General features: G+C 72.6%; 21 protein-coding genes. 15 read left to right on the top strand and 6 right to left on the bottom strand.

Going from position 1 to position 25,702, the window contains the following annotated elements; genetic code table 11:
- The first annotated feature begins 119 nt into the window (after window positions 1-119).
- The 7 genes from ABZY91_RS10990 to ABZY91_RS10960 all read left to right on the top strand — a co-directional run bounded on the left by ABZY91_RS10990 (window position 120) and on the right by ABZY91_RS10960 (window position 10,501).
- On the top strand, window positions 120-389 hold the full coding sequence (locus ABZY91_RS10990; RefSeq protein ID WP_329882089.1) for a hypothetical protein: 270 nt from the start codon (window positions 120-122) through the stop codon (window positions 387-389).
- Window positions 390-483: 94 nt separating this feature from the next.
- A complete protein-coding gene (locus ABZY91_RS10985; protein WP_355401532.1) occupies window positions 484-975 on the top strand; it encodes a MauE/DoxX family redox-associated membrane protein in 492 nt (163 codons plus the stop codon).
- Window positions 976-1,039: 64 nt separating this feature from the next.
- Window positions 1,040-1,879: a thioredoxin domain-containing protein gene (locus ABZY91_RS10980; RefSeq protein WP_329882087.1), complete on the top strand. Its 840-nt coding sequence runs from the start codon at window positions 1,040-1,042 to the stop codon at window positions 1,877-1,879.
- A 124-nt stretch (window positions 1,880-2,003) separates the two neighbouring features.
- On the top strand, window positions 2,004-3,071 hold the full coding sequence (gene lgt, locus ABZY91_RS10975) for a prolipoprotein diacylglyceryl transferase (protein ID WP_355401530.1): 1,068 nt from the start codon (window positions 2,004-2,006) through the stop codon (window positions 3,069-3,071).
- Window positions 3,072-3,280: 209 nt separating this feature from the next.
- Window positions 3,281-3,973 carry a VIT1/CCC1 transporter family protein gene (locus ABZY91_RS10970; protein ID WP_329882202.1) on the top strand — a complete coding sequence of 231 codons (693 nt, stop codon included), beginning with the start codon at window positions 3,281-3,283 and terminating at the stop codon, window positions 3,971-3,973.
- Between the two features lie 488 nt (window positions 3,974-4,461).
- Window positions 4,462-9,048 (top strand): glutamate synthase large subunit, encoded by a 4,587-nt coding sequence (gltB, locus tag ABZY91_RS10965; RefSeq protein WP_355401593.1) that lies wholly within the window; start codon window positions 4,462-4,464, stop codon window positions 9,046-9,048.
- Window positions 9,041-10,501, top strand: a complete 1,461-nt coding sequence (locus tag ABZY91_RS10960; RefSeq protein ID WP_355401529.1) for a glutamate synthase subunit beta — start codon at window positions 9,041-9,043, stop codon at window positions 10,499-10,501. Before gltB ends, ABZY91_RS10960 begins: the two co-directional genes overlap by 8 nt.
- A 206-nt stretch (window positions 10,502-10,707) precedes the next feature.
- Here ABZY91_RS10960 and ABZY91_RS10955 read toward each other — a convergent pair whose 3' ends face one another.
- Complete coding sequence (locus tag ABZY91_RS10955; RefSeq protein WP_355401527.1) at window positions 10,708-11,775, bottom strand: winged helix-turn-helix domain-containing protein; 1,068 nt, start codon at window positions 11,773-11,775, stop codon at window positions 10,708-10,710.
- A gap of 18 nt (window positions 11,776-11,793) precedes the next feature.
- Between ABZY91_RS10955 and ABZY91_RS10950 the strand changes: the two genes are divergently transcribed.
- From ABZY91_RS10950 to ABZY91_RS10935, 4 genes are all read left to right on the top strand, one after another.
- Complete coding sequence (locus ABZY91_RS10950) at window positions 11,794-13,059, top strand: MFS transporter (RefSeq protein ID WP_355401525.1); 1,266 nt, start codon at window positions 11,794-11,796, stop codon at window positions 13,057-13,059.
- Window positions 13,060-13,307: 248 nt separating this feature from the next.
- Complete coding sequence (locus ABZY91_RS10945) at window positions 13,308-14,174, top strand: helix-turn-helix transcriptional regulator (protein WP_355401523.1); 867 nt, start codon at window positions 13,308-13,310, stop codon at window positions 14,172-14,174.
- An 81-nt stretch (window positions 14,175-14,255) separates the two neighbouring features.
- Window positions 14,256-15,713 (top strand): aldehyde dehydrogenase family protein, encoded by a 1,458-nt coding sequence (locus ABZY91_RS10940; RefSeq protein WP_329882081.1) that lies wholly within the window; start codon window positions 14,256-14,258, stop codon window positions 15,711-15,713.
- 148 nt (window positions 15,714-15,861) lie between these two features.
- Window positions 15,862-16,716 carry an SAM-dependent methyltransferase gene (locus tag ABZY91_RS10935; RefSeq protein ID WP_355401521.1) on the top strand — a complete coding sequence of 285 codons (855 nt, stop codon included), beginning with the start codon at window positions 15,862-15,864 and terminating at the stop codon, window positions 16,714-16,716.
- 25 nt (window positions 16,717-16,741) lie between these two features.
- Here the strand turns inward: ABZY91_RS10935 and ABZY91_RS10930 are convergent, their stop codons facing one another.
- Entirely contained in the window at window positions 16,742-16,948 is a 207-nt protein-coding gene (locus ABZY91_RS10930) for a hypothetical protein (RefSeq protein ID WP_355401519.1), read from the bottom strand.
- 233 nt (window positions 16,949-17,181) lie between these two features.
- On the opposite strand from ABZY91_RS10930, the gene ABZY91_RS10925 reads away from it, so the two are divergent.
- Complete coding sequence (locus tag ABZY91_RS10925; RefSeq protein WP_329952163.1) at window positions 17,182-17,646, top strand: MarR family transcriptional regulator; 465 nt, start codon at window positions 17,182-17,184, stop codon at window positions 17,644-17,646.
- Window positions 17,647-17,742: 96 nt separating this feature from the next.
- On the top strand, window positions 17,743-18,834 hold the full coding sequence (locus tag ABZY91_RS10920) for an FAD-dependent oxidoreductase (protein WP_355401517.1): 1,092 nt from the start codon (window positions 17,743-17,745) through the stop codon (window positions 18,832-18,834).
- Between the two features lie 139 nt (window positions 18,835-18,973).
- Here ABZY91_RS10920 and ABZY91_RS10915 read toward each other — a convergent pair whose 3' ends face one another.
- Together ABZY91_RS10915 and ABZY91_RS10910 are read right to left on the bottom strand one after the other, a co-directional pair.
- Complete coding sequence (locus tag ABZY91_RS10915) at window positions 18,974-19,909, bottom strand: AraC family transcriptional regulator (RefSeq protein WP_355401515.1); 936 nt, start codon at window positions 19,907-19,909, stop codon at window positions 18,974-18,976.
- A 49-nt stretch (window positions 19,910-19,958) separates the two neighbouring features.
- A complete protein-coding gene (locus ABZY91_RS10910; RefSeq protein WP_355401513.1) occupies window positions 19,959-20,885 on the bottom strand; it encodes an NADP-dependent oxidoreductase in 927 nt (308 codons plus the stop codon).
- A gap of 210 nt (window positions 20,886-21,095) precedes the next feature.
- Here ABZY91_RS10910 and ABZY91_RS10905 point away from each other — a divergent pair, with 210 nt between their 5' ends.
- Window positions 21,096-21,998 (top strand): MerR family transcriptional regulator, encoded by a 903-nt coding sequence (locus ABZY91_RS10905; protein ID WP_355401511.1) that lies wholly within the window; start codon window positions 21,096-21,098, stop codon window positions 21,996-21,998.
- Entirely contained in the window at window positions 21,995-23,029 is a 1,035-nt protein-coding gene (locus tag ABZY91_RS10900; RefSeq protein ID WP_355401509.1) for a BtrH N-terminal domain-containing protein, read from the top strand. Before ABZY91_RS10905 ends, ABZY91_RS10900 begins: the two co-directional genes overlap by 4 nt.
- Here the strand turns inward: ABZY91_RS10900 and ABZY91_RS10895 are convergent.
- A complete protein-coding gene (locus ABZY91_RS10895) occupies window positions 23,026-23,454 on the bottom strand; it encodes a hypothetical protein (RefSeq protein ID WP_355401508.1) in 429 nt (142 codons plus the stop codon). The genes ABZY91_RS10900 and ABZY91_RS10895 overlap by 4 nt on opposite strands.
- 164 nt (window positions 23,455-23,618) lie before the next feature.
- Window positions 23,619-25,445 (bottom strand): 5'-nucleotidase C-terminal domain-containing protein, encoded by a 1,827-nt coding sequence (locus ABZY91_RS10890; RefSeq protein ID WP_355401506.1) that lies wholly within the window; start codon window positions 25,443-25,445, stop codon window positions 23,619-23,621.
- Between the last annotated feature and the right edge of the window lie 257 nt (window positions 25,446-25,702).

Here is a 25,702-nt window from a genome sequence, read left to right as displayed (position 1 = left end):
CCGAACGGGTGAACAGCGGCGGGTGCACGCATCAACGGGGGTTGACCGGCGTTGAGTGGAGGGACGAGTGCACGAACGACGTGCCCCGGTGGTGCGGAGCGAGCGGAAGGGGTCGGCCGGTGCCAGGTCTCCAGCGAGCCGTGCTGCTGCGGGCGGCCGCGGCCGCCCTGGTGCTGGGGGCCGCCCTCGGCGCCCAGGGCGTGGTCGGTCCGGCGCTGGCCAAACGGGGTGTGGAGCGCGCCGAGCGGGACGCCCACGTCTGTGCGGAGGCGGCCCGGGTGGACGCGGTGGTACGGGCCGGCCGCTCGGTCCGGGAGGGGCGACGGGACCTCGACGCGGGCCGCTACGACCTCGGCCGGCCACCGGGCTGCGATCCGAACACGCGCTAGGGCGCAATCGGACAGGGCGTCATAAACGTCACTCTTTCGGCTTAACTCCTGAATATGGAGGAACCCGGCGTCACTGGTTACGGTTCATCAGGACGTGACGGTGTTTCCCGAGGGGGTTGTCCGGATGGCCGGGCCGGTGACGGAGTGGATCGGCACGGCCGCCCGACTGGGCCTCGCCGTGGTGTGGGGCTGGGCCGGGCTGGCCAAGATCGCCGACCCGGCCGAGGCCGCGCAGGCGGTGCGGGCGTACGAGATCCTGCCGGAGGGCCTGGTCAAGCCGGTCGGCCACGCCCTGCCCTTCCTGGAGCTGGCGCTCGCGCTGCTCCTGGTGATCGGCCTCGGCGTGCGGCTGGTCGCCGTGGTCTCCGCGGTGCTGCTGCTCGCCTTCATCGGCGGGATCGCCTCCGCGTGGGCGCGCGGCATCTCGATCGACTGCGGCTGCTTCGGCGGCGGCGGGGCGGTGGACGCCTCGCAGACCGAGTACCTGCAGGAGATCCTGCGCGACACCGGGTTCCTGCTGCTGGCCGGGTGGCTGGTCTGGCGGCCCCGCACCAAGTTCTCGGTGGACGGCTGGCTGGCGAGCTGAACAGCACGTCGGGCCGCCCCGTCGCACCGCATCCCCACCCCCGAACCTGGAATGTCCAAGGCTGATGAGCGAGAAGAACCGAGAAGGCAAGCGCACCGCCCGCGAGCGGATGCTGGCGGAACGGGCCGAGGACGAGGCCCGCGGCCGGCGCAAGAAGAAGCTGATCATCGGCGGGGTGGCACTGGCCGTGATCGCCGCCGCGGTGGTCACCGGCGTGGTGGTGCAGAACGAACGGTCCAAGCCCGAGACCCCCGCCGCCGCCCCCGCCGGCACCATCGGTGACAAGAACCTGGTCATCCCGGTCGGCGCGGCCGACGCCCCGGCCACGCTCACCGTCTACGAGGACCCGCGCTGCCCGGCCTGCGCGATCTTCGAGAAGGAGTTCGCCGAGACCATCGACCGGCTGCAGGACGAGGGCAAGATCGTCGGGAACTACCACATCGTCTCGTTCATCGACCGGGCGGTGGGCGGCAAGGGCTCCAAGTACGGGGCCAACGCGCTGGGCTGCGCCCAGGACGCGGGGAAGTTCCGCGCCTACCACGACGTCCTCTACCGCAACCAGCCGCAGGAGACCGACGACGCCTTCGGCAAGACCTCGACCCTGATCGAACTGGCCAAGCAGGTGCCGGGGCTGAACACGCCGGAGTTCGAGGCGTGCGTCAACGACAACAAGTACAGCGGATGGGTGTCGGCGGTGCAGCAGGACTTCGACAAGTCCAGCTACAAGTCCACGCCGACGGTGCTGCTCAACGGGCAGCCGATCTACCCCAAGTACAACAACGAGGAGATCACGCCGGCCAACCTCACCAAGTGGGTGGACGCGGCCAACCAGGGCAAGCAGCCGGGTACCGCGAGCGCGTCGGCCGCCCCCTCCGGCCCGGCCGCCACCCCGACCGCCGGCTGACCCGTACCCGTGCGGATCCCGCCGTCTCCTCCCCGTCCGGAGGGGGCGGCGGTGCGCTGTGCGCCGATCTGTGACCCTGGGGGTGCCCGGCGGAGGCCGTGGACCCTGTAGCGTCGGAGCTGCCATGGATATCGCCTACATTCCCAGCCCGTCGCGGGGCGTCCTGTACATCGGACCGGTCCCGCTGCGCGCGTACGCCTTCTGCATCATCCTCGGTGTCGTCGTGGCCGTCTGGCTCGGCAGCAAGCGCTGGGTCGCCCGCGGCGGTGGCAAGCACACGGTCGGCGACATCGCCGTCTGGGCTGTGCCGTTCGGCCTGGTCGGCGGCCGGCTCTACCACGTGATCACCGACCACCAGCTGTACTTCGGCGAGGGGAAGAACCCCTGGAACGCCCTCAAGATCTGGGAGGGCGGCCTCGGGATCTGGGGCGCGATCGCGCTCGGCGCGGTCGGTGCCTGGATCGGCGCCCGCCGCCGGGGCGTCCCGCTGCCCGCCTACGCCGACGCGATCGCACCGGGCATCGCGCTGGCCCAGGCGCTCGGCCGCTGGGGCAACTGGTTCAACCAGGAGCTGTACGGCCGGGAGACCACGCTGCCGTGGGGCCTGGAGATCCAGAAGACGCTGCCCGGCGGCGAGACGGTCACCGGGATCTACCACCCGACCTTCCTCTACGAGTCGCTCTGGTGCGTCGGTGTCGCGGCGCTGGTGATCTGGGCGGACCGCCGGTTCACCCTGGGCCACGGCCGGGCCTTCGCGCTGTACGTGGCCGGGTACACGGTGGGCCGGTTCTGGACCGAGTACCTGCGGATCGACGACGCGCACCACGTGCTCGGCCTGCGGCTCAACGGCTGGGTCGCGGTCGTGGTCTTCGTGGGTGCCGTCGCCTACTTCGTGATCGTGGGGAAGAAGCGGCCCGGCCGCGAGGACCCGGCGAGCATCGACCCGACGGCGCCCGACTCGGCGTCCGCGGCGGCCGTGACGGACCCGGACTCGGCCGTGGACGAGGAGTCGGAGGGCGCGTCCGGCGAGCCGTCGGACGGGAGGACCGGCTCGAAGCCCGGCTCGAAGTTTGGCTCGACGTCCGGCTCGACGTCCGACGCAAAGTCGGAGGACAGGCCCGGCGCGGGATCGGCCGACACGCTCGCCGAGAAGCTCGACAGGTTGGAGAAGGGCGCCAGGAACCCCGCCTGACCTGCGACGTTCATCGACTCCGGCCGCCCTCCGCACCCTGTGCGAGGGCGGCCGGAGCTTTGTTCGGACAGCCTTGCTTTGCTGGAAATGCCCAGCTCAGGAGGGCTACGGTCGATTCGTCAGCCGAACTGACGATCATTCGACCGTATGGAGGCCGGAGTACCGTGAGCGCGACCACCCTCGACCCCGAGGCCGGGCACCACCCCCGGATCCCCGCCGCCGGGCACCACCGCGACGTGAACGGCGGCTGGCTGCGACCGGCCGTGTTCGGCGCGATGGACGGGCTGGTCTCCAACGTCGCCCTGATGACCGGCGTCGTCGGCGGCGCCGTCTCCGGCGGCACCGTGGTGCTCACCGGTCTGGCGGGCCTGGCGGCCGGTGCCTGCTCGATGGCGGCGGGGGAGTACACCTCGGTCGCCTCCCAGCGCGAGCTGGTCCAGGCCGAGATCGAGGCTGAGCGGCTGGAGCTGCGCCGCAACCCGCACGGCGAGCTGGCCGAGCTGGCGCAGCTGTACGTCGAGCGCGGGGTCGATCCGGCGCTGGCCCGCGAGGTGGCCCGGCAGCTCTCGGCCGACCCGGACCGGACGCTGGAGATACACGCCCGGGAGGAGCTGGGCGTCGACCCCAACGACCTGCCCTCGCCGTGGGTGGCGGCCGGGTCCTCGTTCGTCTGCTTCGCGGCCGGTGCGCTGCTGCCGCTGCTGCCCTACCTGCTCGGTGCGACCTCGCTGCTGCCGGCCCTGCTGCTGTCGGCGGCCGGGCTGTTCGCCTGCGGGGCGGTGGTGGCCCGGGTGACGGCGCGCAGCTGGTGGTTCAGCGGGCTGCGGCAGCTGGTGCTGGGCGGGGCGGCGGCCGGGGTGACGTACCTGCTGGGGTGGCTGATCGGCGGGCAGGTCGGCTGACGGGCCCGCCGGGGGCCGCTCGGCCGGCCCGTCGGGCCGGCCCGAGGGCTGGGCGGGTGTGCGGGCGGCGCCGTAGGATGGTACGGAAGTGTGCATGATTATGCGGACGACTGCGTGACGTTCCGCACATGAAGTCCGGGTGCGACCTTGCCTAGTCTCACCATTCGGGCCCGGGGTCCGACGATTCGCATCCTGCGATCGACTCCGGGGATGGATTCGCAGGCGGCCATGATCGGCCTCTGTGGCGTGCGGGTTTCGCCCCTGTTTCGGGCCGCCGAACGCCGGGCACAATCGTCGGTACGTGCGCTGCTGCACGTCCTCTCATTGCACCCTTGACCTGCGGATCAGTCCGCGATGTGGACGCGATATTCCGCTTCCCGGGTTCTTGGGCATCATGTAACTTGCATGAAATCGCATCAGGGCCAACGTCGTCCCTACTGCACCAGCTTCGAAAGACGACGACGGGAGAGCCGATGCTGTCTGCATCCATGCACTCCGCCAACGAGCCCCAGGTCGGCGCCGCGCGCCCGCCGTACGCGCTCGTTCCGGATGCGCGACCTGCTGCTCAGGGCCTGTACGACCCGCGAAACGAGCACGACGCCTGTGGCGTCGGTTTCGTCGCCACGCTGACCGGCATCGCCGACCACACCGTCGTCGAGCAGGCGCTGACCGTCCTGCGCAACCTGGAGCACCGCGGTGCGACCGGCGCCGAGCCGGACTCCGGCGACGGTGCGGGCATCCTCACCCAGGTCCCGGACGCCTTCCTGCGCGCCAGGACCTCCTTCGAGCTTCCGGCGGCCGGCGCCTACGCGGTCGGCATCGCCTTCCTGCCCGACGAGGACGCCGCCGACGCGGCCGCCGTCGCGCAGATCGAGACCATCGCCGCCGAGGAGGGCCTGACCGTCCTCGGCTGGCGCGACGTCCCGGTCACCCCGGACCTGCTGGGCGCCACCGCCCGCAGCGTGATGCCGCGCTTCCGGCAGATCTTCCTGAGCAAGGACGGCGTCGAGGGCATCGTCCTCGACCGGATCGCCTTCGTCGTCCGCAAGCGCTCCGAGCGTGAGGCCGGTGTCTACTTCCCGTCGCTCTCCGCCCGCACCGTCGTCTACAAGGGCATGCTGACCACCGGCCAGCTGGAGCCCTTCTTCCCCGACCTGTCGGACCGGCTCTACGCCTCCGCGCTCGGTCTGGTGCACTCGCGCTTCTCCACCAACACCTTCCCGAGCTGGCCGCTCGCCCACCCGTACCGCTTCGTCGCGCACAACGGCGAGATCAACACGGTCAAGGGCAACCGGAACTGGATGACCGCCCGGGAGTCCCAGCTCGCCACCGACCTGATCCCCGGCGACCTCGGGCGGATCTTCCCGATCTGCACCCCGGACCACTCCGACTCGGCCTCCTTCGACGAGGTCCTGGAGCTGCTCCACCTCGGCGGCCGGTCGCTGCCGCACTCGGTGCTGATGATGATCCCGGAGGCGTGGGAGAACCACGCCACCATGGAGCCGGCCCGCCGTGCGTTCTACCGGTACCACTCCAACCTGATGGAGCCCTGGGACGGCCCGGCCTGCGTCACCTTCACCGACGGCACCCAGATCGGCGCCGTGCTGGACCGCAACGGTCTGCGCCCGGCCCGGTACTGGATCACCGAGGACGGCCTGGTCGTCCTCTCCTCCGAGGTCGGCGTGCTCGACATCGACCAGGAGAAGGTCGTCCGGAAGGGCCGGCTGCAGCCCGGCAAGATGTTCCTCGTCGACACCGCCGAGCACCGCATCGTCGACGACGAGGAGATCAAGTCGGCGCTGGCCTCCGAGCACCCCTACGCGGAGTGGGTCGAGGCCGGCCAGATCCAGCTCGCCAAGCTCCCCGAGCGCGAGCACATCGCGCACACCCACGCCTCGGTCACCCGCCGCCAGCAGACCTTCGGCTACACCGAGGAGGAGCTGCGCGTCATCCTCGCGCCGATGGCCAGGACCGGCGGCGAGGCGCTCGGCTCGATGGGCACCGACTCGCCGATCGCCGCGCTGAGCGAGAAGCCGCGCCTGCTGTTCGACTACTTCGTGCAGCTCTTCGCGCAGGTCACCAACCCGCCGCTGGACGCCATCCGCGAGGAGCTGGTCACCTCCCTGCTCTCCAACCTCGGCCCCGAGGGCAACCTGCTGGCCGCCGACGCCGCCGCCTGCCGCTCCGTCGGCATCACCTTCCCGGTGATCGACAACGACGAGCTGGCCAAGCTGGTCCACATCAACGCCGACGGCGACCAGCCCGGCCTCAAGGCCGTCACGCTGTCCGGCCTGTACAAGGTCTCCAGCGCCGGCGAGGGCCTGGCCGCCCGGCTCGCCGCGATCGCCGCCGAGGCCGACGCCGCGATCGCCGACGGCGCCCGGATCATCGTGCTCTCCGACCGGCACTCGGACGCCGAGCACGCCCCGATCCCCTCGCTGCTGCTCACCTCGGCCATCCACCACCACCTGATCCGCACCAAGCAGCGCACCCAGGTGTCGCTGCTGGTCGAGGCCGGTGACGTCCGCGAGGTGCACCACGTCGCCCTGCTGATCGGCTACGGCGCCGGCGCGGTCAACCCGTACCTGGCCATGGAGTCGGTCGAGGACCTCGTCGCCCAGGGCGTCTTCATCGAGGGCGTCGAGTCCGAGAAGGCGATCAAGAACCTGATCAAGGCGCTCGGCAAGGGCGTGCTGAAGGTGATGTCCAAGATGGGCATCTCCACCGTCGCCTCCTACCGCGGCGCCCAGGTCTTCGAGGCGATCGGCCTCTCCCAGGAGCTGGTGAACGGCTACTTCGCCGGCACCACCACCAAGCTCGGCGGCATCGGCCTGGACGAGATCGCCCGCGAGACCGCCGCCCGGCACGCCAAGGCGTACCCGGCCTCCGGCATCCCCGCCGCGCACCGCGCGCTGGACATCGGCGGCGAGTACCAGTGGCGCCGCGAGGGCGAGCCGCACCTGTTCGACCCGGACACCGTGTTCCGGCTCCAGCACTCCACCCGCAACCGCCGGTACGACATCTTCAAGCAGTACACGGACCGGGTGAACGAGCAGTCCGAGCGCCTGATGACGCTGCGTGGCCTGTTCCGGCTGGACGGCCTCGGCCGCACCCCGATCTCCGTCGACGAGGTCGAGCCGGTCTCCGAGATCGTCAAGCGGTTCTCCACCGGCGCCATGTCGTACGGCTCGATCTCCCTGGAGGCGCACGAGACCCTGGCGATCGCGATGAACCGCCTCGGCGCCAAGTCCAACACCGGTGAGGGCGGCGAGGACCCGGACCGCCTGTACGACCCGGAGCGCCGTTCGGCGATCAAGCAGGTCGCCTCCGGCCGGTTCGGCGTCACCTCCGAGTACCTGGTCAACGCGGACGACATCCAGATCAAGATGGCCCAGGGCGCCAAGCCCGGCGAGGGCGGCCAGCTGCCCGGCCACAAGGTCTACCCGTGGGTCGCCAAGACCCGGCACTCCACTCCGGGTGTCGGTCTGATCTCGCCGCCGCCGCACCACGACATCTACTCCATCGAGGACCTGGCGCAGCTGATCCACGACCTCAAGAACGCCAACCCGGCGGCCCGCATCCACGTGAAGCTGGTCTCCGAGGTCGGCGTCGGCACGGTCGCGGCCGGCGTCTCCAAGGCGCACGCGGACGTGGTCCTGGTCTCCGGCCACGACGGCGGCACCGGCGCCTCGCCGCTCACCTCGCTGAAGCACGCCGGTGGTCCCTGGGAGCTCGGCCTCGCCGAGACCCAGCAGACCCTGCTGCTCAACGGTCTGCGCGACCGCATCGTCGTCCAGACCGACGGCCAGCTGAAGACCGGCCGCGACGTCGTCATCGCCGCGCTGCTCGGCGCGGAGGAGTTCGGCTTCGCGACCGCCCCGCTGGTCGTCTCCGGCTGCATCATGATGCGCGTCTGCCACCTGGACACCTGCCCGGTCGGCGTCGCCACCCAGAACCCGGTGCTCCGCGAGCGGTTCTCCGGCAAGCCCGAGTTCGTGGTCAACTTCTTCGAGTTCATCGCCGAGGAGGTCCGGGAGATCCTGGCCGAGCTGGGCTTCCGCACGATCGAGGAGGCCGTCGGCCACGCCGAGCACATCAACGCGCAGGCCGCGGTCGACCACTGGAAGGCCGCCGGGCTCGACCTGGCCCCGCTCTTCCACGTCCCCGCGCTGCCCGAGGGCGCCTCGCTCCACCGCACCACCACGCAGGACCACGCGCTCGACAAGGCGCTCGACAACCAGCTGATCGACCTGGCGCAGGACGCCCTGGAGAACGGCGACGCCGTCCGCATCCAGCTGCCGATCCGCAACGTCAACCGGACCGTCGGCACCATGCTCGGCCACCACGTGACCAAGCGGTACCGCGGTGAGGGCCTGCCGGAGGGGACCATCGACGTCACCTTCACCGGCTCGGCCGGCCAGTCCTTCGGCGCCTTCGTGCCCCGCGGCATCACGCTCCGGCTGGAGGGCGACGCCAACGACTACGTCGGCAAGGGCCTGTCGGGCGGTGTGATCGTGGTCCGCCCGGCCCGCGACGCCGCCGCCATCGGCAACGACGCGCAGAACCACGTCATCGCCGGCAACACCATCGGCTACGGCGCCACCAGCGGCCGGATCCACCTGCGCGGCAAGGCCGGCGAGCGGTTCGCCGTCCGCAACTCGGGCGCCACCCTGGTCGTCGAGGGCGTGGGCGACCACGGCCTGGAGTACATGACCGGCGGGCGGGTCGTCGTCCTCGGTGAGACCGGGCGCAACCTGGCGGCCGGCATGTCCGGCGGCATCGCCTACGTGCTCGACCTGCGGCCGGCCAACGTCAACGACGGCATGGTGGGCATCGAGGCCCCCACCGCCGCCGACCGGGACTGGCTGCGCGAGACCGTGCAGCAGCACTACGAGGAGACCGGCTCCACCGTCGCCGCCGAGCTCCTGGCGGACTGGGGCAGCGGTGTCTCCCGCTTCTCCACGATCATGCCGACCGACTACAAGGCAGTGCTCGCCGCCAAGGACGCCGCTGAGCGCGACGGCCTCTCCGAGGCCGAGACCACTCGCAAGATGATGGAGGCGGCACATGGCTGACCCCAAGGGCTTCCTGACCACGCCCAAGCAGCTGGCCGAGCGCCGTCCCGTGGACGTCCGTCTGCGGGACTGGAACGAGGTCTACGTCGAACGCAGCCTCCTGCCGATCATCACCAAGCAGGCCGGCCGCTGCATGGACTGCGGCATCCCGTTCTGCCACAACGGCTGCCCGCTCGGGAACCTCATCCCCGAGTGGAACGACCTCGCCTACCGGGACGAGTGGTCCGGTGCCATCGAGCGTCTGCACGCGACCAACAACTTCCCGGAGTTCACCGGTCGCCTCTGCCCGGCGCCGTGCGAGTCGGCGTGCGTCCTCGGCATCAACCAGGACGCGGTGACCATCAAGAACGTCGAGGTCACCATCATCGACAAGGCCTGGGACCGGGGCGGCGTCACCGCCCAGATCCCGGAGCGGCTCTCCGGCAAGACGGTCGCCGTGGTCGGCTCCGGGCCGGCCGGCCTGGCCGCCGCCCAGCAGCTCACCCGGGCCGGGCACACCGTCGTGGTGTACGAGCGGGCCGACCGGATCGGCGGCCTGCTGCGCTACGGCATCCCCGAGTTCAAGATGGAGAAGCGCCACATCAACCGCCGCGTCGAGCAGATGCGGGCGGAGGGCACCCGGTTCCGCACCGGCGTGCACGTGGGCGAGGACATCACCGGGCAGCAGCTGCGCGAGCGCTTCGACGCCGTCGTCGTCGCCGCCGGTGCGACCACCGCCCGTGACCTGCCGGTGCCCGGGCGCGAGCTCAAGGGCGTCCACCAGGCCATGGAGTACCTGCCGCTGGCCAACAAGGTACAGGAGGGCGACTTCGTCGAGGCCCCGATCAGCGCCAAGGGCAAGCACGTCGTCGTCATCGGCGGCGGCGACACCGGCGCCGACTGTGTCGGCACCGCCCACCGGCAGGGCGCGGCCTCCGTCACCCAGCTGGAGATCATGCCGCGGCCCGGCGAGGACCGCCCCGGCAACCAGCCCTGGCCGACCATGCCGATGACCTACAAGGTCACCTCCGCGCACGAGGAGGGCGGCGAGCGGATCTACTCCGTCTCCACCACCCACTTCAGCGGCGACGAGGACGGCAACGTGCAGGAGCTGCACCTCGTCGAGGTGGAGTTCAGGAACGGGAAGTTCGAGCAGGTTCCCGGCAGCGCGCGGGCCCTCCCGGCGCAGCTGGTCACCCTGGCCATGGGCTTCACCGGCACCGACGTGAAGAACGGCCTGGTCGAGCAGCTGGGCGTGGACCTCGACGCACGGGGTAATGTTGCCCGTGACGGTCGTTTCGCCACCAACGTCGATGGCGTGTACGTCTGCGGCGACGCCGGGCGTGGCCAGTCCCTGATCGTCTGGGCCATCGCGGAGGGCCGTTCGGCCGCCGCGGCCGTGGACACGTACCTGGGCGGCAAGACCCCGCTGCCCGCCCCGATCCGGCCGACCGACCGCCCGCTGGTGGTCTGACGCACCCCTGAACCGCCCGGCGCCGCATCGCCGGGTTGCACCGAGCCGCATCCCGCCAGAGTCGCCGGGCCACCGCGGTCCCTGGCGCCTGCCCTCTCCCCGACCAGTCAGAGGGCAGGCGCCGCTGTGCGTTCCCGGGCGGCGGTGCCCCCGCGCGGTGGTCCGGCCGTCGTACGGCGGTCCGGCCTTCGCGGTGGTCGCGTGGGCTACCGGCCGTCCAGCAGGAGTTCGGACGCCTCGGTGCGGGCGTACAGCACCGTGCGGCCGGTGCGGTGCCGGGCGGTGAGGCCGGCCCCGCGCAGGGCCGTGAGGTGGTGGGAGACGTTGGCGGGGGAGAGGCCGGTGCGGGCGGCCAGCTCGGTGGTGGAGGCGGGCGCGGCGAGTTCGGCGAGCAGCCGGGCGCGGGTGCGGCCGATGACCCGGGCCAGCCCCTCGGGGACGGTGGGGCCGGTGGTCTCCCAGAGCGTGGCCACGCCCCGGGGCGGGTAGACCAGGCCGGGCTGGCCGGCGTTCCCGCTCTGCCAGACCATGCCGGGCCAGATGAACGCGCACGGCACCAGCACCAGCCCCCGGCCCGCGTCCAGCCGCTCCTCGATGTCGTAGCGGCGCTGGGCCAGCGTCAGCCGGCCGTCCCGCCAGCTCACCTTGTGGTGCAGCCCCTCGAACAGCGCCGCCGGTCCCGCCGCCGCCATCCGCCGCGCCCGGTACAGGATCTCGCCCTCCGCCAGCCGCTCGATCCGGGGCCAGTACGGCGCGACGGCCACCGCCCAGTACGCCCGGACCTCGGCCACCAGCCGGGCGATGCCGGCCCCGGGGTCGGCCCGCAGCGCGGCGACCAGCGGGGGCAGCGGTTCGGCCAGCGGGGCGAGGCCGGTGCGGACGGCGGCGGGCGTGGTGGAGGCCAGGAGGGCCAGCTCGGTCTCCAGGTCGGGCGCGGTGGCGGACGGCATCGGGATGAGGAAGCCGGGCAGGTGCCAGGCCGGCATCGGGACGAGCTGGGAGAGCAGGTCGTAGCGGACGCCGGCCGCGGCCAGCCGCTCGCGGGTGCGGCGCACCCACGGCAGGTGGACGGCCTTGGCACCCGGGTCCTTGAGGACCTGGACGCTGGTCACCACCTCCAGGAGGCGCGAGCACGCGAACCGGGTGGCGGCGACGTCCTGGGCGGAGAAGTCCAGGGTGAGCACGAGGTCCTCCGGCGGGGAGCGGGGAGCGGGGAGCGGGGAGCGAGCGGCGAGGATTCGATCAGGGTCGAATCCCTGGGCATGGTCGATCATCGCCGAAAGGCTCGGCCCATGACCACCACCGTTGCGCCTGTCGCACTCCGGGACCGCCTCGGACTCCCCGTCACCACCGGCCGCCACCGGCTGATCGCCGCCCACCTCGTGGACAGTCTCGGCACCGGTCTGATCCTCGCCTTCACCCTCGTCTACTTCGCCCGCACCACCTCCCTCACCGTGGCGGCGATCGGCGCCGCCGTCTCCGCCGCCCGGTTGCTGGCGCTGCCCACCGCGATCGTCGTCGGCCCGCTGATCGACCGTTACGGAGCCCGGACCACGGCCGTCTGCGGCAACGCGCTCTCCGCCGTCGCCTTCGCGGGCTACCTGGTCGCCGGGCAGCTGTGGCAGATCGTGCTGGTCTGCCTGCTGGCCCAGATCGGGCACGTCGGCTACTGGACGTCCAGCAGCGGGCTGGTGGTGCTCGCCTCGGCCGACGGCGAGCGGACCCGCTGGTTCGCGCTCGTCCAGACCCTGCGCAACACCGGGATGGGGCTCGGCGGGGCCCTGGGCGCCGTCCTGGTGGCCGGGGGCGGCACGGGCGGGCTGCGGGCGCTGGTGGTGCTCAACGCGGTCAGCTTCGCCCTGGCCTCGGTCATGCTGGCCTCCTGGCGCCCGGCGGCCGCTGCGGCGCCGGGGAGGGGCCCGGACGGGGCCGCGGGGGCGGACCGGGGCGTGGCGCCCGCCGCCCGCGAGCGCGGCGGCTACCGGGCGGTGCTCCGGGACCGGCGGTACCTGCTGCTGGTGGCCGTCAACCTCACCTTCGTCTTCGGCTCGATGATCATCAGCATGCTGCTCGCCGTCTACCTGGTCGAGGGCCTGCACCGGGAGGCCTGGGTGGCCGGCTCGCTGCTCGTCCTCAACGGCGTCCAGGTGGTGCTCACCCAGAGCGCCGTCGCCCGCCGGCTGGAACGGTTCCGGCCGACCCGGGTGGTGGCGGCCGGCGCGCTGCTCAACGCCGTCGCCTTCGGACTCTTCGCCGCCGTGGCCGCCGCCCCCGGCTGGGCCGTCCTGGCCGGCCTCTACCTGGCGATGGCCGTCTACAACCTCGCCGAGACCGTCTCCACCCCCTACGCCGAGGAACTCTCCGTCTCGCTCGCCGACCCGGCCCGCCGCGGCCGCTACCTCGCCGTCTACCAGCTCTCCTGGAACCTCGGCCAGGCCGTCGCCCCCGGACTCCTCACCCTCCTCCTCGGCCACGGCACCGCGCTGCCCTGGATCTTCCTGCTCGTCCTGAGCCTGGCCGCCGTTCCCGCCCTGATGCGGCTGGAACGCTTGCGGTGACCGGGATCCGGGGATGTCCAGAGGGCCGTCCGACGGCTAGAGTGCAATCCGAGCAGCTACGGGACAACTACCGCGCGTGTCCGGGCGGCAGGTCGGCCCCGGGCACGAAGCCGACGGCGGCCGGGTCACCGGGGACCGCGTCGGGCGGGCTGTTCGCGGGGGCGTACCGAGGACTGTTGTTTGTCGGTCCCTGATGGAAGACTGCGGCCGACGGCCGGGGGGCTGCGCGAGGTGCGGAGGTTGAGGCGATGAGTGCGACTCAGGCGGGCGGCGGTGCCACGGTGCGGCGTCTGCTGCTGGGGTCACAGCTGCGCCGGCTCCGGGAGGCGAGGGGAGTCAGCCGCGAGGAGGCCGGGTACTCGATCCGGGCCTCCGAGTCGAAGATCAGCCGGATGGAGCTCGGCCGGGTCGGCTTCAAGGAGCGCGACGTCGCCGACCTGCTGACGCTGTACGGCGTCGAGGCGGAGCAGGAACGGGCCTCGGTACTGGGGCTGGTCCGCGCCGCCAACGCCACCTCCTGGTGGCAGGGGTACGGGGACGTCCTGCCGGGCTGGTTCCAGAACTACCTGGGGCTGGAGGAGGCGGCCACCCTGATCCGCAGCTACGAGGTCCAGTTCGTGCACGGGCTGCTGCAGACCGCCGACTACGCGCGGGCGGTGATCACCCACGGTGGGCACGTCACCGAGGCGGAGGAGATCGAGCGCCGGGTGGAGGTGCGGCTCAAGCGGCAGGCGGTGCTGACCGCCGAGCAGTCGCCCCGGCTGCTCGCGGTGCTGGACGAGGCCGTGCTGCGCCGCCCGTGGGGCGGGCCGGAGCTGATGCGGGCCCAGGTCGACCGGCTGCTGGAGCTGACCGAACTGCCCAACGTGGTGCTCCAGGTGATGCCGCTGGGGTTCGGCGGCCTGCGGGCGGAGGGCGGCGCGTTCTCCGTGCTGACCTTCGACGACCAGGACCTCCCCGACATCGTCTACCTGGAGCAGTTCACCACCGCGCTCTACCTGGACAAGCCGGCCGAGGTGGCCGAGTACGCCGGTGCGATGGACGGCCTGCTGGCCGACAGTCTCTCCCCCGACCGGACACGGGAACTTCTTCGCTCCGTACGCCAAGAGCTGTAGACGCTCAGTACGATGAGCCTCGATCAGATCTGATCGCGAACTGCTCGCGGGCGTTCACGAATCGGCACGAGAGGGACTTAGATGTCGTACCTTTCCGAGTTGGCGCTGCAGTACATCGACGGCGAGTGGCGCAATGGCAGCGGCTCCTGGGACATCGTCGACGTCGACCCGTTCACCGGTGACAAGATCGCCACCGTCACGGTCGCCACCGTCGACGAGGTCGACCAGGCGTACCGGGCCGCCGAACGGGCGCAGAAGGAGTGGGCGGCCACCAACCCGTACGCCCGCCGGCTGGTCTTCGAGCGCGCGCTGCGGATCGTCGAGGAGCGCGAGCAGGAGATCACCGAGGCCATCATGGTCGAGCTCGGCGGCACCGCGCTCAAGGCCGGCTTCGAACTCGCCCTCACCAAGGACATGCTGCGCGAGGCGATGCAGCTGGCGCTGCGCGCCGAGGGCCGGCTGCTGCCCTCGCCGGTCGACGGCAAGGAGAACCGGCTCTACCGCCTGCCGGTCGGCGTGGTCGGCGTGATCAGCCCGTTCAACTTCCCGCTGTTCCTCTCGATCAAGGCCGTGGCGCCCGCGCTGGCGCTCGGCAACGGCGTGGTGCTCAAGCCGCACCAGGAGACCCCGGTGGTCGGCGGCACCCTGCTCGCCAAGATCTTCGAGGAGGCGGGCCTGCCGGCCGGCCTGTTCAACGTCGTGGTCACGGACATCGCCGAGATCGGCGACGCGTTCATCGAGCACCCGGTGCCGAAGGTGATCTCCTTCACCGGCTCCGACAAGGTCGGCCGGCACGTCGCCACCGTCGCCGCCTCGCACTTCAAGCGGACCGTGCTGGAGCTGGGCGGCAACAGCGCGCTGATCGTGCTGGACGACGCCGACCTCGACTACGCGGTCGCCGCCGCCGTGTTCAGCCGCTTCGCCCACCAGGGCCAGGTCTGCATGGCCGCCAACCGGATCCTCGTCGACCGCAGCGTGGCGGAGGAGTTCACCGCCAGGTTCGTCGCCAAGGTCGCCGGCCTGAAGGTCGGCGACCCCAAGGACCCGGCCACCCAGATCGGCCCGCTGATCAACCCCGTCCAGGCCGCCGCCATCGGGGCCGAGGTCGACCAGGCGCTCGCCGCCGGCGCCACGGCGCTGCTGCGCGGCGAGACCAACGGCAGCCTGATGGACCCGGTCGTCCTCGGCGACCTGCCGGCCGACGCGCCGATCCTGCGGCGCGAACTGTTCGGGCCGGTGGTGCTGGTGGTGCCGTTCGACGGCGAGGACGAGGCGGTGCGGATCGCCAACGACACCCCGTTCGGGCTCAGCGGCGCGGTGCACACCGCCGACGTCGAGCGCGGCGTGCGGGTGGCGCAGCGGATCGAGACCGGCATGATCCACGTCAACGACGGCACGATCGCGGACGAGGCGATCGTGCCCTTCGGCGGGGAGAAGAACTCGGGCGTCGGCCGGCTGAACGGCGAGTCCACGGTCGACGCGTTCACCACGGTGAAGTGGATCTCGATCCAGCACGGACGCAGCCGCTTCCCGTTCTGAGGCGCCGCGGCCGGTGCGGCCGTACGGGTCCGGCCGTCCCCCCGCCGTTGCGGGCGGACGGCCGGGTTCCACCTTGTTTCCGTAGGTGTACGGCAGATGCCCTATGCTGCCCGGCATATGACCGGAACGGACCCAGGGGGTATCGGGGATGACCGACTATCAGGAGATCGGCCGGGACTGGCTCGTCGGCGGTGAGGGCGACGAGGCCCGCCCGCCCACCGACCTCCGTCCGGAGATCCCGCACCCCGCCCGGATGTACGACTACTACCTCGGGGGCAAGGACAACTTCCCCGCCGACCGCGCGGCCGCGGAGAAGGTCCTCGCGATCAGCCCGCTGGTGCGGATCAGCGCCGTCGCCAACCGGGCCTTCCTCGGCCGCGCCGTGCGACAGCTCGCCACCGAGGGCATCCGGCAGTTCGTCGACGTCGGCACCGGGATCCCGAGCGCCGGCAACACGCACGAGATCGCCCAGGCGGTGAACCCCGACGCGCGGGTGGTCTACCTGGACAACGATCCGATCGTGCTGGTCCACGGGCGCGCCCTGCTGAGCGGAACCGCCGCCGGGAGCACCTCCGTGGTCCAGGCCGACCTGCGTGACCCCGCGGCGATCCTGGCGGCCCCCGAGGTGCGCAGGGCGCTCGACTCCGGGGAGCCGGTCGGTCTGCTGCTCGTCGCGGTGCTGCACTTCGTCGACGAGGAGCGCGACCCGTACGGGATCGTGCGCACCCTCGTGGACGCGCTGCCGGCCGGCAGCCGCCTCGTCCTCTCGCACGGCACCCTCGACTTCACCCCCGACGTCGACGCCTCCCGCGGCCCGGCCGTCTACCGCAGCGCCACCGCACAGCTGACCATGCGCAGCCGCGCGCAGGTGCTGCGCTTCTTCGACGGCCTGGACCTGGCCGAGCCCGGCCTGGTCACCGCGCCGCTCTGGCGCCCCGACGGGCCCGAGCAGTCCACCGACTCCCAGGTGGGCATCTGGGCGGGCGTCGGCGAGAAGCGGTAGGGCGGCGGTCCCGGCCTCGCGGCCGTCAGGACGACGGGTGGCGGAGCGGTTCGGCGGGCACCTGGCTGCCGCCCGGCTCGACGGTGGCGATCGGGATGTGGGTGAGGCCGGGACTGCGGAGCTCGCCGGTGCGGGGCGAGGCGAGGTCGGTGTTCTCGCCGGGCATCAGATCGGCGGGGCGGCGGGCGCCGGACCGGCGGCGGACGAGCAGCAGGTTCCGCTGGTGGATCACGGACGGCCGGCCGTCATGATGATCTCGTCGCCGGAGACCTCGATCCTCCACCCCGGCGGAGGGGCGAGGCTCTGCGCGTAGGCCGGCAACCGGGCGTGCCGTTCGGCGGCGCGGACTCCGGTCGTGCGGTCATTCTCGCACCGCGGCGGGCTGCGTCCCAGATAGTTCGTACCGCGAATTGTAAGGTGCCCGACTGCTAGTCTGGGCGGGTGGACAAGAGTGATGACGACCGGATCGGGATCGTGGGGGCGCTGGTGCGGACGGCGTTCCTGGTGGACACGGTGTACACGGAGTCCGCGCGGGACCACGGGATCACGCCGCAGCAGGGTCAGCTGCTCTGCGTGCTGATGGCGCGGTCGTTCGTGATGGGTGAGCTCGGGTCGGTCCTGCGGCTGGCCAAGTCGAGCCTCACCGGCCTGGTCGACCGCACCGAGCGCAACGGTCTGGTGCGACGGGAGAGCTGCGCGGAGGACGCGCGCGCGGTGCGGGTCGCGCTGACGCCCGAGGGCGCCGCGCTGGCCGAGGAGTTCCACACCGAGACCTGCCGCCGGATCGAGGCGCTGCCGGACGGCCTGGCCCCCGGCGAGCGGGAGGTGCTCACCGACCTGCTCGGCCGGGTGGTGCTGGACAACAAGGTGCCCGCGGTCTTCGGAGAGTCGGGCGTAGGCGTCGGGGGGTGCGCCGGCCACACGTGCTGAGGCCCGGCTCTTCGCCGGAAGGGGTTGCAGTTCGCGAAACGAACTAATATGTTCGTGGAGCGAACTGCAACTCTTTTCTGCTTGGGGGCAAGGGACATGAGTCGTACCGTTGTAGTGGTCGGCGGAGGGTACGGGGGAACCGCGGTGGCCAAGGCGCTCGACGCCGAGGCCGACGTCGTCCTGATCGACCCGCGCGACGCCTTCGTCAACGCCGTCGGGTCGCTGCGGGCGCTCGTCCGGCCCGACTGGGCGGGCAACATCTTCTTCCCGTACGACACGCTGCTCGCCCGGGGCGAGGTGATCCGCGACCGCGCCGCCTCGGTGGACCCCGGCGGCGTCACCCTGGCCTCCGGCCGACGCGTCGAGGCCGACTACCTGGTGCTCGCCACCGGCTCGACCTACGCCTACCCGGCCAAGCCCACCGCCGACTCCGCCGGCGAGGCGCTGGAGCACCTCCACGGGACACACAAGGAACTGGCCGGCGCCGCCCGGGTCCTGATCGTCGGCGCCGGACCGGTCGGGCTGGAGCTCGCCGGCGAGATCAAGGAGGTCTGGCCGACGAAGGACGTCACCGTCCTCGACCCGGCCGACCGGCTGCTCCCGGCCTTCCTGCCCGAGGTGCGCGAGGACCTGCACCGGCAGCTGGACGAGCTGGGCGTGCGGCTTCGCCTGGGCACCGGCCTCGCCGGGCAGCCCGCCACCGAACCGGGCCGGGCCGGGGAGTTCACCGTCGCCACCACGGACGGCGCGGAGATCACCGCCGACATCTGGTTCCGCGCGTACGGCGTGCGGGTCAACAGCGACTACCTCGCCGACGGCCTGCTGCTGGAGCGCACCGAGCTCGGCCAGGTCCGGGTCGGCGAGACCCTCGCCGTCGAAGGCCACCCGCACGTGTACGCGGTCGGCGACCTCACCGACGTCGCCGAGCCCAAGATGGCGGGCAACGCGGGCCGGCACGCCGAGGTGGTGGCGCGGAACATCCTCGCCCAGCTGAAGGGCGAGCCGGCCGAGGCGGTCTACCAGCCGCTGTCCCACGCGGCGATGCTGGTGCCGCTCGGCCCGCGGGGCGGTGTCGGCCAGCTGCCCGGACCCGACGGGCCGTTCTTCGCCCCGGCGGCCACGGTCGCCCAGTACAAGGGCGGCGACCTGTTCACCGCGCAGTACATCGAGCTGTTCGGCAGGGTCTGAGCCGCGCCGTTCGCCGAGCCGCACCGTCCGCCGAGCCGCGCCGTCCGGGCGCGCGGGGGGACTGCGGTGCCCGGGCGGGAGGCCGCCACCCCCGCTCCGGCGCGCCCGGCGCGCCCGGCGGGGGCCCGGCGGGCAGGCCCTACGCCGTGCGGGCCTCGCGGCGGTAGCCGCCGGGGGCCTGCCCGTACTCGCGCTTGAACGCCTTGGCGAAGGCGTACTCCGAGCCGTAGCCGGTCTGGGCGGCGACGGTGGTGAGCGGGGCCTCGGACTCGCGCAGCAGCCGGGCGGCCGTGGTCATCCGCCACCGGGTGAGGTAGGCCATGGGCGGCTCGCCGACGAGGTTGGTGAAGCGGCGGGCGAAGGCCGCCCGGGAGAGGCCCACGCGGCCCGCCAGGGACTCCACCGTCCACGCGGTGGACGGCGCCTCGTGGATGGCGGTGAGCGCCGGGGCGACGGCCGCGTCGCCGAGGGCCGCCGCCCAGCCGGCGGCCGTCGCCGCAGGCCGGTCCTCGAACCACGCCCGCAGGATGTAGAGGAGCAACGAGTCGATCAGGGCCGGGACGATGCCGGTCGAGCCGATCCTGGGGTTCTCCAGCTCGGCGCCCAACAGCTGCACGGCCGCGCTGAGTTCGGGGTGCCGGCCGTGCCGGGTCGGCAGGTGGATGATCTCCGGCAGCTGGCGCACCAAGGGGTGTGGGCGCCCCTGGTCCAGGTGGTAGTTGCCGCACAGCAGGCTGGTGCGCGGCCCGTCGCCGCCGATGGAGACCGTGCCGATCGGCAGGCTCGGCCGGAACTGGTCCGGCTGTTCCGGGACGGCCGGGGTGTCCGGGTGGTCGGCGAGGATGTGGCCGCGACCGTCCCGCAGGAAGACCACGTCCCCCGGGCTGAGCGCGACCGGCGCCAGCCCGGGGGCGTCGTCCAGCGGGACCAGCCAGCACGTTCCGTACAGCACCACGTGGAACCCGGCGCCCGCGACCGGGGGAAGACGCAGCCCCCAGGGCGCCCGCCCCTCGGTGCGGACGGAGGTGGGCTGCCCCGTCCGCATCGAGCTCAACGCCTCGGTCAGGATGTCCACGTGTTCTCCCCGGTCAGGTGACGCATGTCCGCAGCCTAGAAGCCCGGGCTCAGGCGACGGTGAGGACGATCTTGCCCTGGGTCCGCCCCGAGGCGATCAGCTCGTGGGCCTTGCCCGCCTCCTCCAGCGGGAAGGTGTCGGCGATGTGCGGCCGGACCCGGCCCTCGTCGACCAGCTTGGCGATCGCCTCCAGCGAGGCGTAGTCCGGCTCCACCGAGATGCCCGCGAACCGGCGCCCGGCGGCCTCCACCTCGGCGGCGAGCGCGGTGTTCCAGTGCTCCATGATCGAGACGAGCACGCCGCCCGGCCGCAGCACCCGCAGTGAGGCGGTGCCCTGCGAGGAGGAGTCGAAGACCACGTCGACCTCGCCGACCGCCTCCAGGTAGCCGTCGGCCCGGTAGTCGATCACCTCGTCGGCGCCGAGTCCGCGCACGAACGCGTGCTTCGGCTCGCTCGCCAGCGCGATCACGTGGGCGCCCCGGGCCTTGGCGATCTGGACGGCGAGGTGGCCGACGCCGCCCGCCGCACGGTGGATCAGCACCCGCTCGCCCTCGGAGAGCCGCGCCGCGTCCACCAGGCCCTGCCAGGCGGTCAGCGCCGCCAGCGGCAGGGCCGCCGCCTGCACGTGGTCCAGCGAGGCGGGCTTGCGGGCCACCTGGCGGGACGGGACCGCCACGTACTCGGCGTAGCCGGTGGCGGCCCGCGGGAAGAACGGCAGCCCGAACACCTCGTCGCCCGGCTTGAAACGGGCGCCCGGGCCGACCGCCTCGACCACGCCCGAGATGTCCCAACCGACCCCGAACGGCGGCTCGCCGAGCAGCGGGTAGTTGCCCGAACGGACCGCCGCGTCCACCGGGTTGACGCCGCTGGCGTGGACCCGGACGAGGACCTCGGCGCCGAGCGGGGAGGGACGGTCGATCTCGACTACCTCCAGGACCTCCGGGCCGCCGACGGACTTCTGGATGACTGCGCGCATGGGACTGTTCCTTCTCTGCCGGGGTGACCGCTGGTGACGGCTCCAACAGTAGGAAGGCCGTGAGCGCGGATGAATATCCTGCTGTCTCCGGAAGATGTCCCGGCGTCTCGCCGGCCGGCCGCCTGGGCCCGTCCGGACGGCCCAGGCCGTCCGCTCGGGCGGCCCCGCCGAAGTGGACTCTCCCCCGGAGGGAGGGTCCACGATGGCGGAGTGCCAGACCACGACGAACTCCTCACCATCGGGCGCTTCGCCCGGCTCTGCCGTCTGAGCGTCAAACAGCTCCGCCACTACGACGAGACCGGCCTGCTGGCCCCCGCCCGGGTCGACGCCGCCACCGGCTACCGCTACTACGCGCCCGGGCAGGCCCGCGACGCCCTCACCATCGTGCTGCTGCGCGAACTCGACCTCCCGCTGGCGGTGATCGCCGCCACCCTCTGCGCCGAGCCTCCCGACCGCGCGCGCCTGCTGCGCGCCGAACGCGACCGCGTCGCCGAACGGATCACCCGCGACCGGGCCCGGCTGGACCTGCTGGAACGTCTCGCCGACGGCGGCGGTCTGCCCGGCTACGAGGTCGTCCGCGGGCGGGAGCCGGACCGGCGGCTCGCGGTGGTCCGGGCGACCGCCGGGCCGGCGGAGCTGGGGGAACGGGTCGGCGCGTGCGTCGGGCTGCTGCTGGCCGGTCTCGCCGGTCCGGGCGGACCGGGTGACCTGCGGTGGAGCCCCCCGCTCTGGGGCCTGTTCCCGCTGGACCTGGGGGACGGGATGCGGATCGCCGTCGGGGCGGAAGTGGAGACGGCACTACCGGCGACGGAAGGCGTCGGGACGCCGGTCGGGACGCAGGCCGGGGCGCCGGAGGAGTCACCGGAGGGCGGACGGCTGGAGCGGGGCCTCGCGTACGAGGTGCTGCCCGGCGGGCCGGTCGTCGAGACCGTGCACCACGGCCCGTACTCCCGACTGCCGCTCGCCTACCACGCGCTGCTCTCCGCCGTGCACGAGCGCGGGCTGCGCCCGGTGCCCCCGGTCCGGGAGGCGTACCTGGTCGGCCCCGGTGAGGCGCCGGACGAGGAATGGATGACCAGGTTGGTCGTACGGGTCGAGGAGGACGCGACATGACGGAGCCGCGCGGGGCGAAGCACTGCGAGACGACCGCCCTGGGGGTGCTGCTGCGCCACGAGGGCCTGGACCTGTCCGAACCGATGCTGTTCGGGCTCGGGGCCGGGCTGTCGTTCGTCTACTGGGACGGCAAGGGCCTGGACTTCCCGTTCCTCGGCGGCCGGGTCAAGCCGTTCGAACTGACCCGGAACCTGGCCGGGCGCCTCGGGCTGGAGCTCGTGGTCAAGGAGACCGGATCCGCGCGCCGGGCCTGGGAGAACGTGGCCGCCGAACTCGACGCCGGCCGGCCGGTCGGGCTCCAGGTGGACAGCTACCAGCTGGAGTACTTCACCTCGAAGGTCCACTTCGGCGGGCACGTCGTCGCGATGTACGGCCATGACGGCCGGGACGCGCACCTGGTCGACACCGAGCAGCAGGGCGGCGCCGTCACCACCAGCCTCGCCTCGCTGGCCGCGGCGCGTGCCGAGCGCGGGCCGATGACGGCGCGGAACCGCTCGTTCACGCTCGCCCTGCGGGGCGAACCGGCCGCGTTCCAGGGGCCGTTGGCGCGGGAGAAGCTGGTGCGGGAGGCGATGGTGCCCGCGCTCACCGCCTGCGCCGACGCGTTCCTCCACCCACCGATCGCCAACCTCGGCCACCGGGGTGTCGACAAGGCGGCGGCGCTGGTGCCGGGCTGGCAGGCACGCGCCGACCGGCCGGAGATCCGGCTGCCGCAGGCCGCCCGGATGATGGAGCTGGCCGGTACCGGTGGCGCGCTGTTCCGCAACCTCTACCGGGACTTCCTCGGCGAGTGCGTGGAACTCCTGGACGACCCGCGCCTCCGGCTCGCCCACGCGAAGTACGCGGAGGCGGCGCGGGGTTGGACGGAGGTGGCCCGGCTGGTGGCCGCCGCCGGCACCTCCGGCGAGGCGGCGCAGCTGGTCGAGGCGGGCGCGCTGCTGCGGGAGCTGGCGGCCCTGGAACGTTCGGCGATGGGGGAGTTGACCCGGCTGGGGGAGTCGAGCCGAACGGGGGGAGTGAACGCCCGCTAGCCGGGGGGCAGTTCGCCGACCCTGATGACGGCGGCCCGGGATGTCCGGCAGTGCCACCAGGCCGTCCCGTCCGGTCCGCCGGCGGCCGGTTCCAGCAGGTGGGTGTGCCCCGGGCAGGGCGGCCACTGGACGAACTCGTAACCGGCCAGGTGGTCCTGGACCTGCTCCGCCACGTACGCGGTCAGCGGGCCGGGCGGGAGGTAGGGGTCCGTGTCGTGGGTGAACAGCGGGTGCTGTGCGCCCAGCCCCAGCAGGAAGCCGGAGTAGTGCTCCTCCGCGAGCTCCCAGCGGACGCCCGGTGGCAGCTCGCGGTCGGCGAGCGTGCGCAGCAGGTCCCGCCCCACCAGGGTGCAGGGCTCGCGGAACTCGGCCGGCACGGTGGCCGGGGGCTCGCCGTCCAGCGGCCAGCTGGCGATGATGCGCATGCCGACAGGCTAACGGCGGGCGGCACGGACGGGAACAGCCCCGGGGCGAGGGCCCCGGGGCTGTCCCTTCGACGCGTACGGCGGACGCGACGGCGCGGCGGCGCGGCGGTCCGCCGGTCCTCCCGTGGGAGGGTCCGCGAAAGGGGTCCGCAGGAGGGTCCGGCCTAGAAGACCGGCTGGCCGGCGCGGACCAGGCGCCACGACGCGGTGTGGAAGTCCGCCGGGTCGATGACGCCCTTCTCCTTCACCCACCCGATCATCGCGTTGCGGATCTCGTCGGAGTTGGCCCACAGCTTCTGGGCGGCCGCGACGTGCGGGAAGTTGCCGCCGCCGTTGGCGCGGTAGTTGTTGACCGCGAGGACGAACTGCGCCTGCGGGTCGATCGGCTTGCCCTCGAAGCTGAGGCCGACGATCCGGGAGCCGGCCGGCTGGGCGATGTCGATGTCGTACGAGACGCCGTACACCGCGTCGTAGTTGTAGTCCGGGGTGTTCTGCGCGTTGGTCAGGGTGGCCCGGTCGATCGGCGCGCCGGGGGCGACCTGGGCGTAGTACTTCGCCGAGTACTCCAGGTAGTCCTTGATCTGAGCCCCCGTCAGGACGCGTGCCTCCAGGGTGTTCTCGTAGATGTACAGGCCGGCGGCGTCGCGCAGCTTGACCTGGCCGGCCGGGATCACGGCGGTGCGGTTGAACGGCGCGGCCTGGGCGAGGACCGGCAGCTTGGCGTACTGGCCGCCGGCCAGTGCGGCACGGACCACGTCGGCCTGGACCCGGCCGATGAGGTCGATGATCGGCGTGTCCCGGAACGGGGCCTCGGCGATCGAGAGCTCGATCGCGGCGGTGCCGATGACCTGGTTGACGTACTCGACGACCTTCCTGTGCTGGTCGGTCATCAGGTCGACGATCTCCGGGTCCTCCGGGACGGTGTTGGAGTTCAGCACCCGGGCCGCGAGCGAGACGACCTTCCAGGCGCCCTTGTCCAGCTCGACCTCGAAGTCGAAGCAGGTCAGCCGCTGGCCCCAGCAGAGCGGCTCGGAGAGCACGACGGCCTTGCCGGTCTCCTTGTTGGCGATCAGCCGCTGCGGGATCTCCTTGTGGGCGTGGCCGACCAGGATCGCGTCGATGCCGGGCACCTGCTCGGCGAGCGCGCCGGAGGCGTTCTCCGCCCACGGCAGCTGGTCGCCGTAGGAGGTGGCCTCGTCGATGCCGGAGTGGCAGGCGACGACGACGACGTCCGCGCCGGCCGCCTTCAGCCGGGGCACCCAGACCTTGGCGGTCTCGACGATGCCCGGGAAGGTCATCCTGCCGGCGACGTTCGCCTTGTCCCAGATCGCGATGCCCGGGTTGGTGAGGCCGAGGATGCCGACCTTGAGGGCCGGGCCGTTGCCCAGCTTCAGCTTGCGGATCACGTACGGCGGGAAGGCCGGCTTGTCGTTGCGGGCGTTCAGCGCGTTGGCGCCGAGCAGCGGGAAGTCGAGCTGCTCCTCGAAGGCGCGCAGGGTGTCGATGCCGTAGTTGAACTCGTGGTTGCCGAGCGCGGCGGCGGTGTACTCCATGGTGTTCATGGCGAGCGCCATCGGGTGCTCGGGCGCGGTGTCGGCCTCGGTGGCGATCGGCTCGACCCGGGCGTAGTAGTAGGTCAGCTGGGTGCCCTGGATGGTGTCGCCGGCGTCGATCAGCAGGGTGCGGTCCCAGCCCTTCTCCTCGCGGACCTGCTTGGCCAGCGTGGAGATCTTGGCGAGGCCGACCTCGTTGTGCGCCTTGTCCGCGTAGACCGCGTCGGTGAAGTAGTCCCAGTTGAGCACCCGGCCGTGCAGGTCGGTGGTGCCCATGACGGTGAAGGCCTGCCGCTTGTTCCGGCTCTTGGCGCGGGCGTCCTCCGGACCGGCGGCCGCGGCCGGGGAGGCGGCGGCCAGGCCGGCGCTGCCGGCCAGCGCGGCGCCCGCGGCGGTGGCGGCGGACCGGGCGACGAAGTCACGGCGGTTCAGGGGCATGGACGACTCTCCCGGTGGGGACTGCGAAACGGATCGTCAACAAGGGCCGACGACGGCCGACGGTAGCGGCCCACAGGCTCTGTGACGCGCGTAGAGGTACGCGCGTAGAAGTGTGCCGTGCGCCCCCGGCGATGGGTAGCCCCCCGAGCTGTCCGGCAGGTGAGATCTTGGCGACTCGTTCGTGACGCGGGCCGGGGGGGGGTGTTACCCCCCCCCCCCGGCCAGAAACGCGGCCGCCCCGCGGGGGGGCCCCGCCC

It is taken from the genome of Kitasatospora sp. NPDC002965 (assembly GCF_040611255.1).
Taxonomy (GTDB): Bacteria; Actinomycetota; Actinomycetes; order Streptomycetales; family Streptomycetaceae; genus Kitasatospora.
This window is presented reverse-complemented; position numbering and strand designations above follow the sequence as displayed.

Excerpts from the sequence above, each read along its gene's own strand:
- ABZY91_RS10940 (WP_329882081.1), top strand. The coding sequence starts at position 14,256 with ATGTCGTACCTTTCCGAGTTGGCGCTGCAGTACATCGACGGCGAGTGG.
- ABZY91_RS10980 (WP_329882087.1), top strand. The coding sequence starts at position 1,040 with ATGAGCGAGAAGAACCGAGAAGGCAAGCGCACCGCCCGCGAGCGGATG.
- lgt (WP_355401530.1), top strand. The coding sequence starts at position 2,004 with ATGGATATCGCCTACATTCCCAGCCCGTCGCGGGGCGTCCTGTACATC.
- ABZY91_RS10900 (WP_355401509.1), top strand. The coding sequence starts at position 21,995 with ATGACGGAGCCGCGCGGGGCGAAGCACTGCGAGACGACCGCCCTGGGG.
- ABZY91_RS10920 (WP_355401517.1), top strand. The coding sequence starts at position 17,743 with ATGAGTCGTACCGTTGTAGTGGTCGGCGGAGGGTACGGGGGAACCGCG.
- ABZY91_RS10950 (WP_355401525.1), top strand. The coding sequence starts at position 11,794 with ATGACCACCACCGTTGCGCCTGTCGCACTCCGGGACCGCCTCGGACTC.
- ABZY91_RS10935 (WP_355401521.1), top strand. The coding sequence starts at position 15,862 with ATGACCGACTATCAGGAGATCGGCCGGGACTGGCTCGTCGGCGGTGAG.
- ABZY91_RS10890 (WP_355401506.1), bottom strand. The coding sequence starts at position 25,445 with ATGCCCCTGAACCGCCGTGACTTCGTCGCCCGGTCCGCCGCCACCGCC.
- ABZY91_RS10960 (WP_355401529.1), top strand. The coding sequence starts at position 9,041 with ATGGCTGACCCCAAGGGCTTCCTGACCACGCCCAAGCAGCTGGCCGAG.
- ABZY91_RS10895 (WP_355401508.1), bottom strand. The coding sequence starts at position 23,454 with ATGCGCATCATCGCCAGCTGGCCGCTGGACGGCGAGCCCCCGGCCACC.
- gltB (WP_355401593.1), top strand. The coding sequence starts at position 4,462 with ATGCACTCCGCCAACGAGCCCCAGGTCGGCGCCGCGCGCCCGCCGTAC.
- ABZY91_RS10945 (WP_355401523.1), top strand. The coding sequence starts at position 13,308 with ATGAGTGCGACTCAGGCGGGCGGCGGTGCCACGGTGCGGCGTCTGCTG.
- ABZY91_RS10910 (WP_355401513.1), bottom strand. The coding sequence starts at position 20,885 with ATGCGCGCAGTCATCCAGAAGTCCGTCGGCGGCCCGGAGGTCCTGGAG.
- ABZY91_RS10955 (WP_355401527.1), bottom strand. The coding sequence starts at position 11,775 with ATGATCGACCATGCCCAGGGATTCGACCCTGATCGAATCCTCGCCGCT.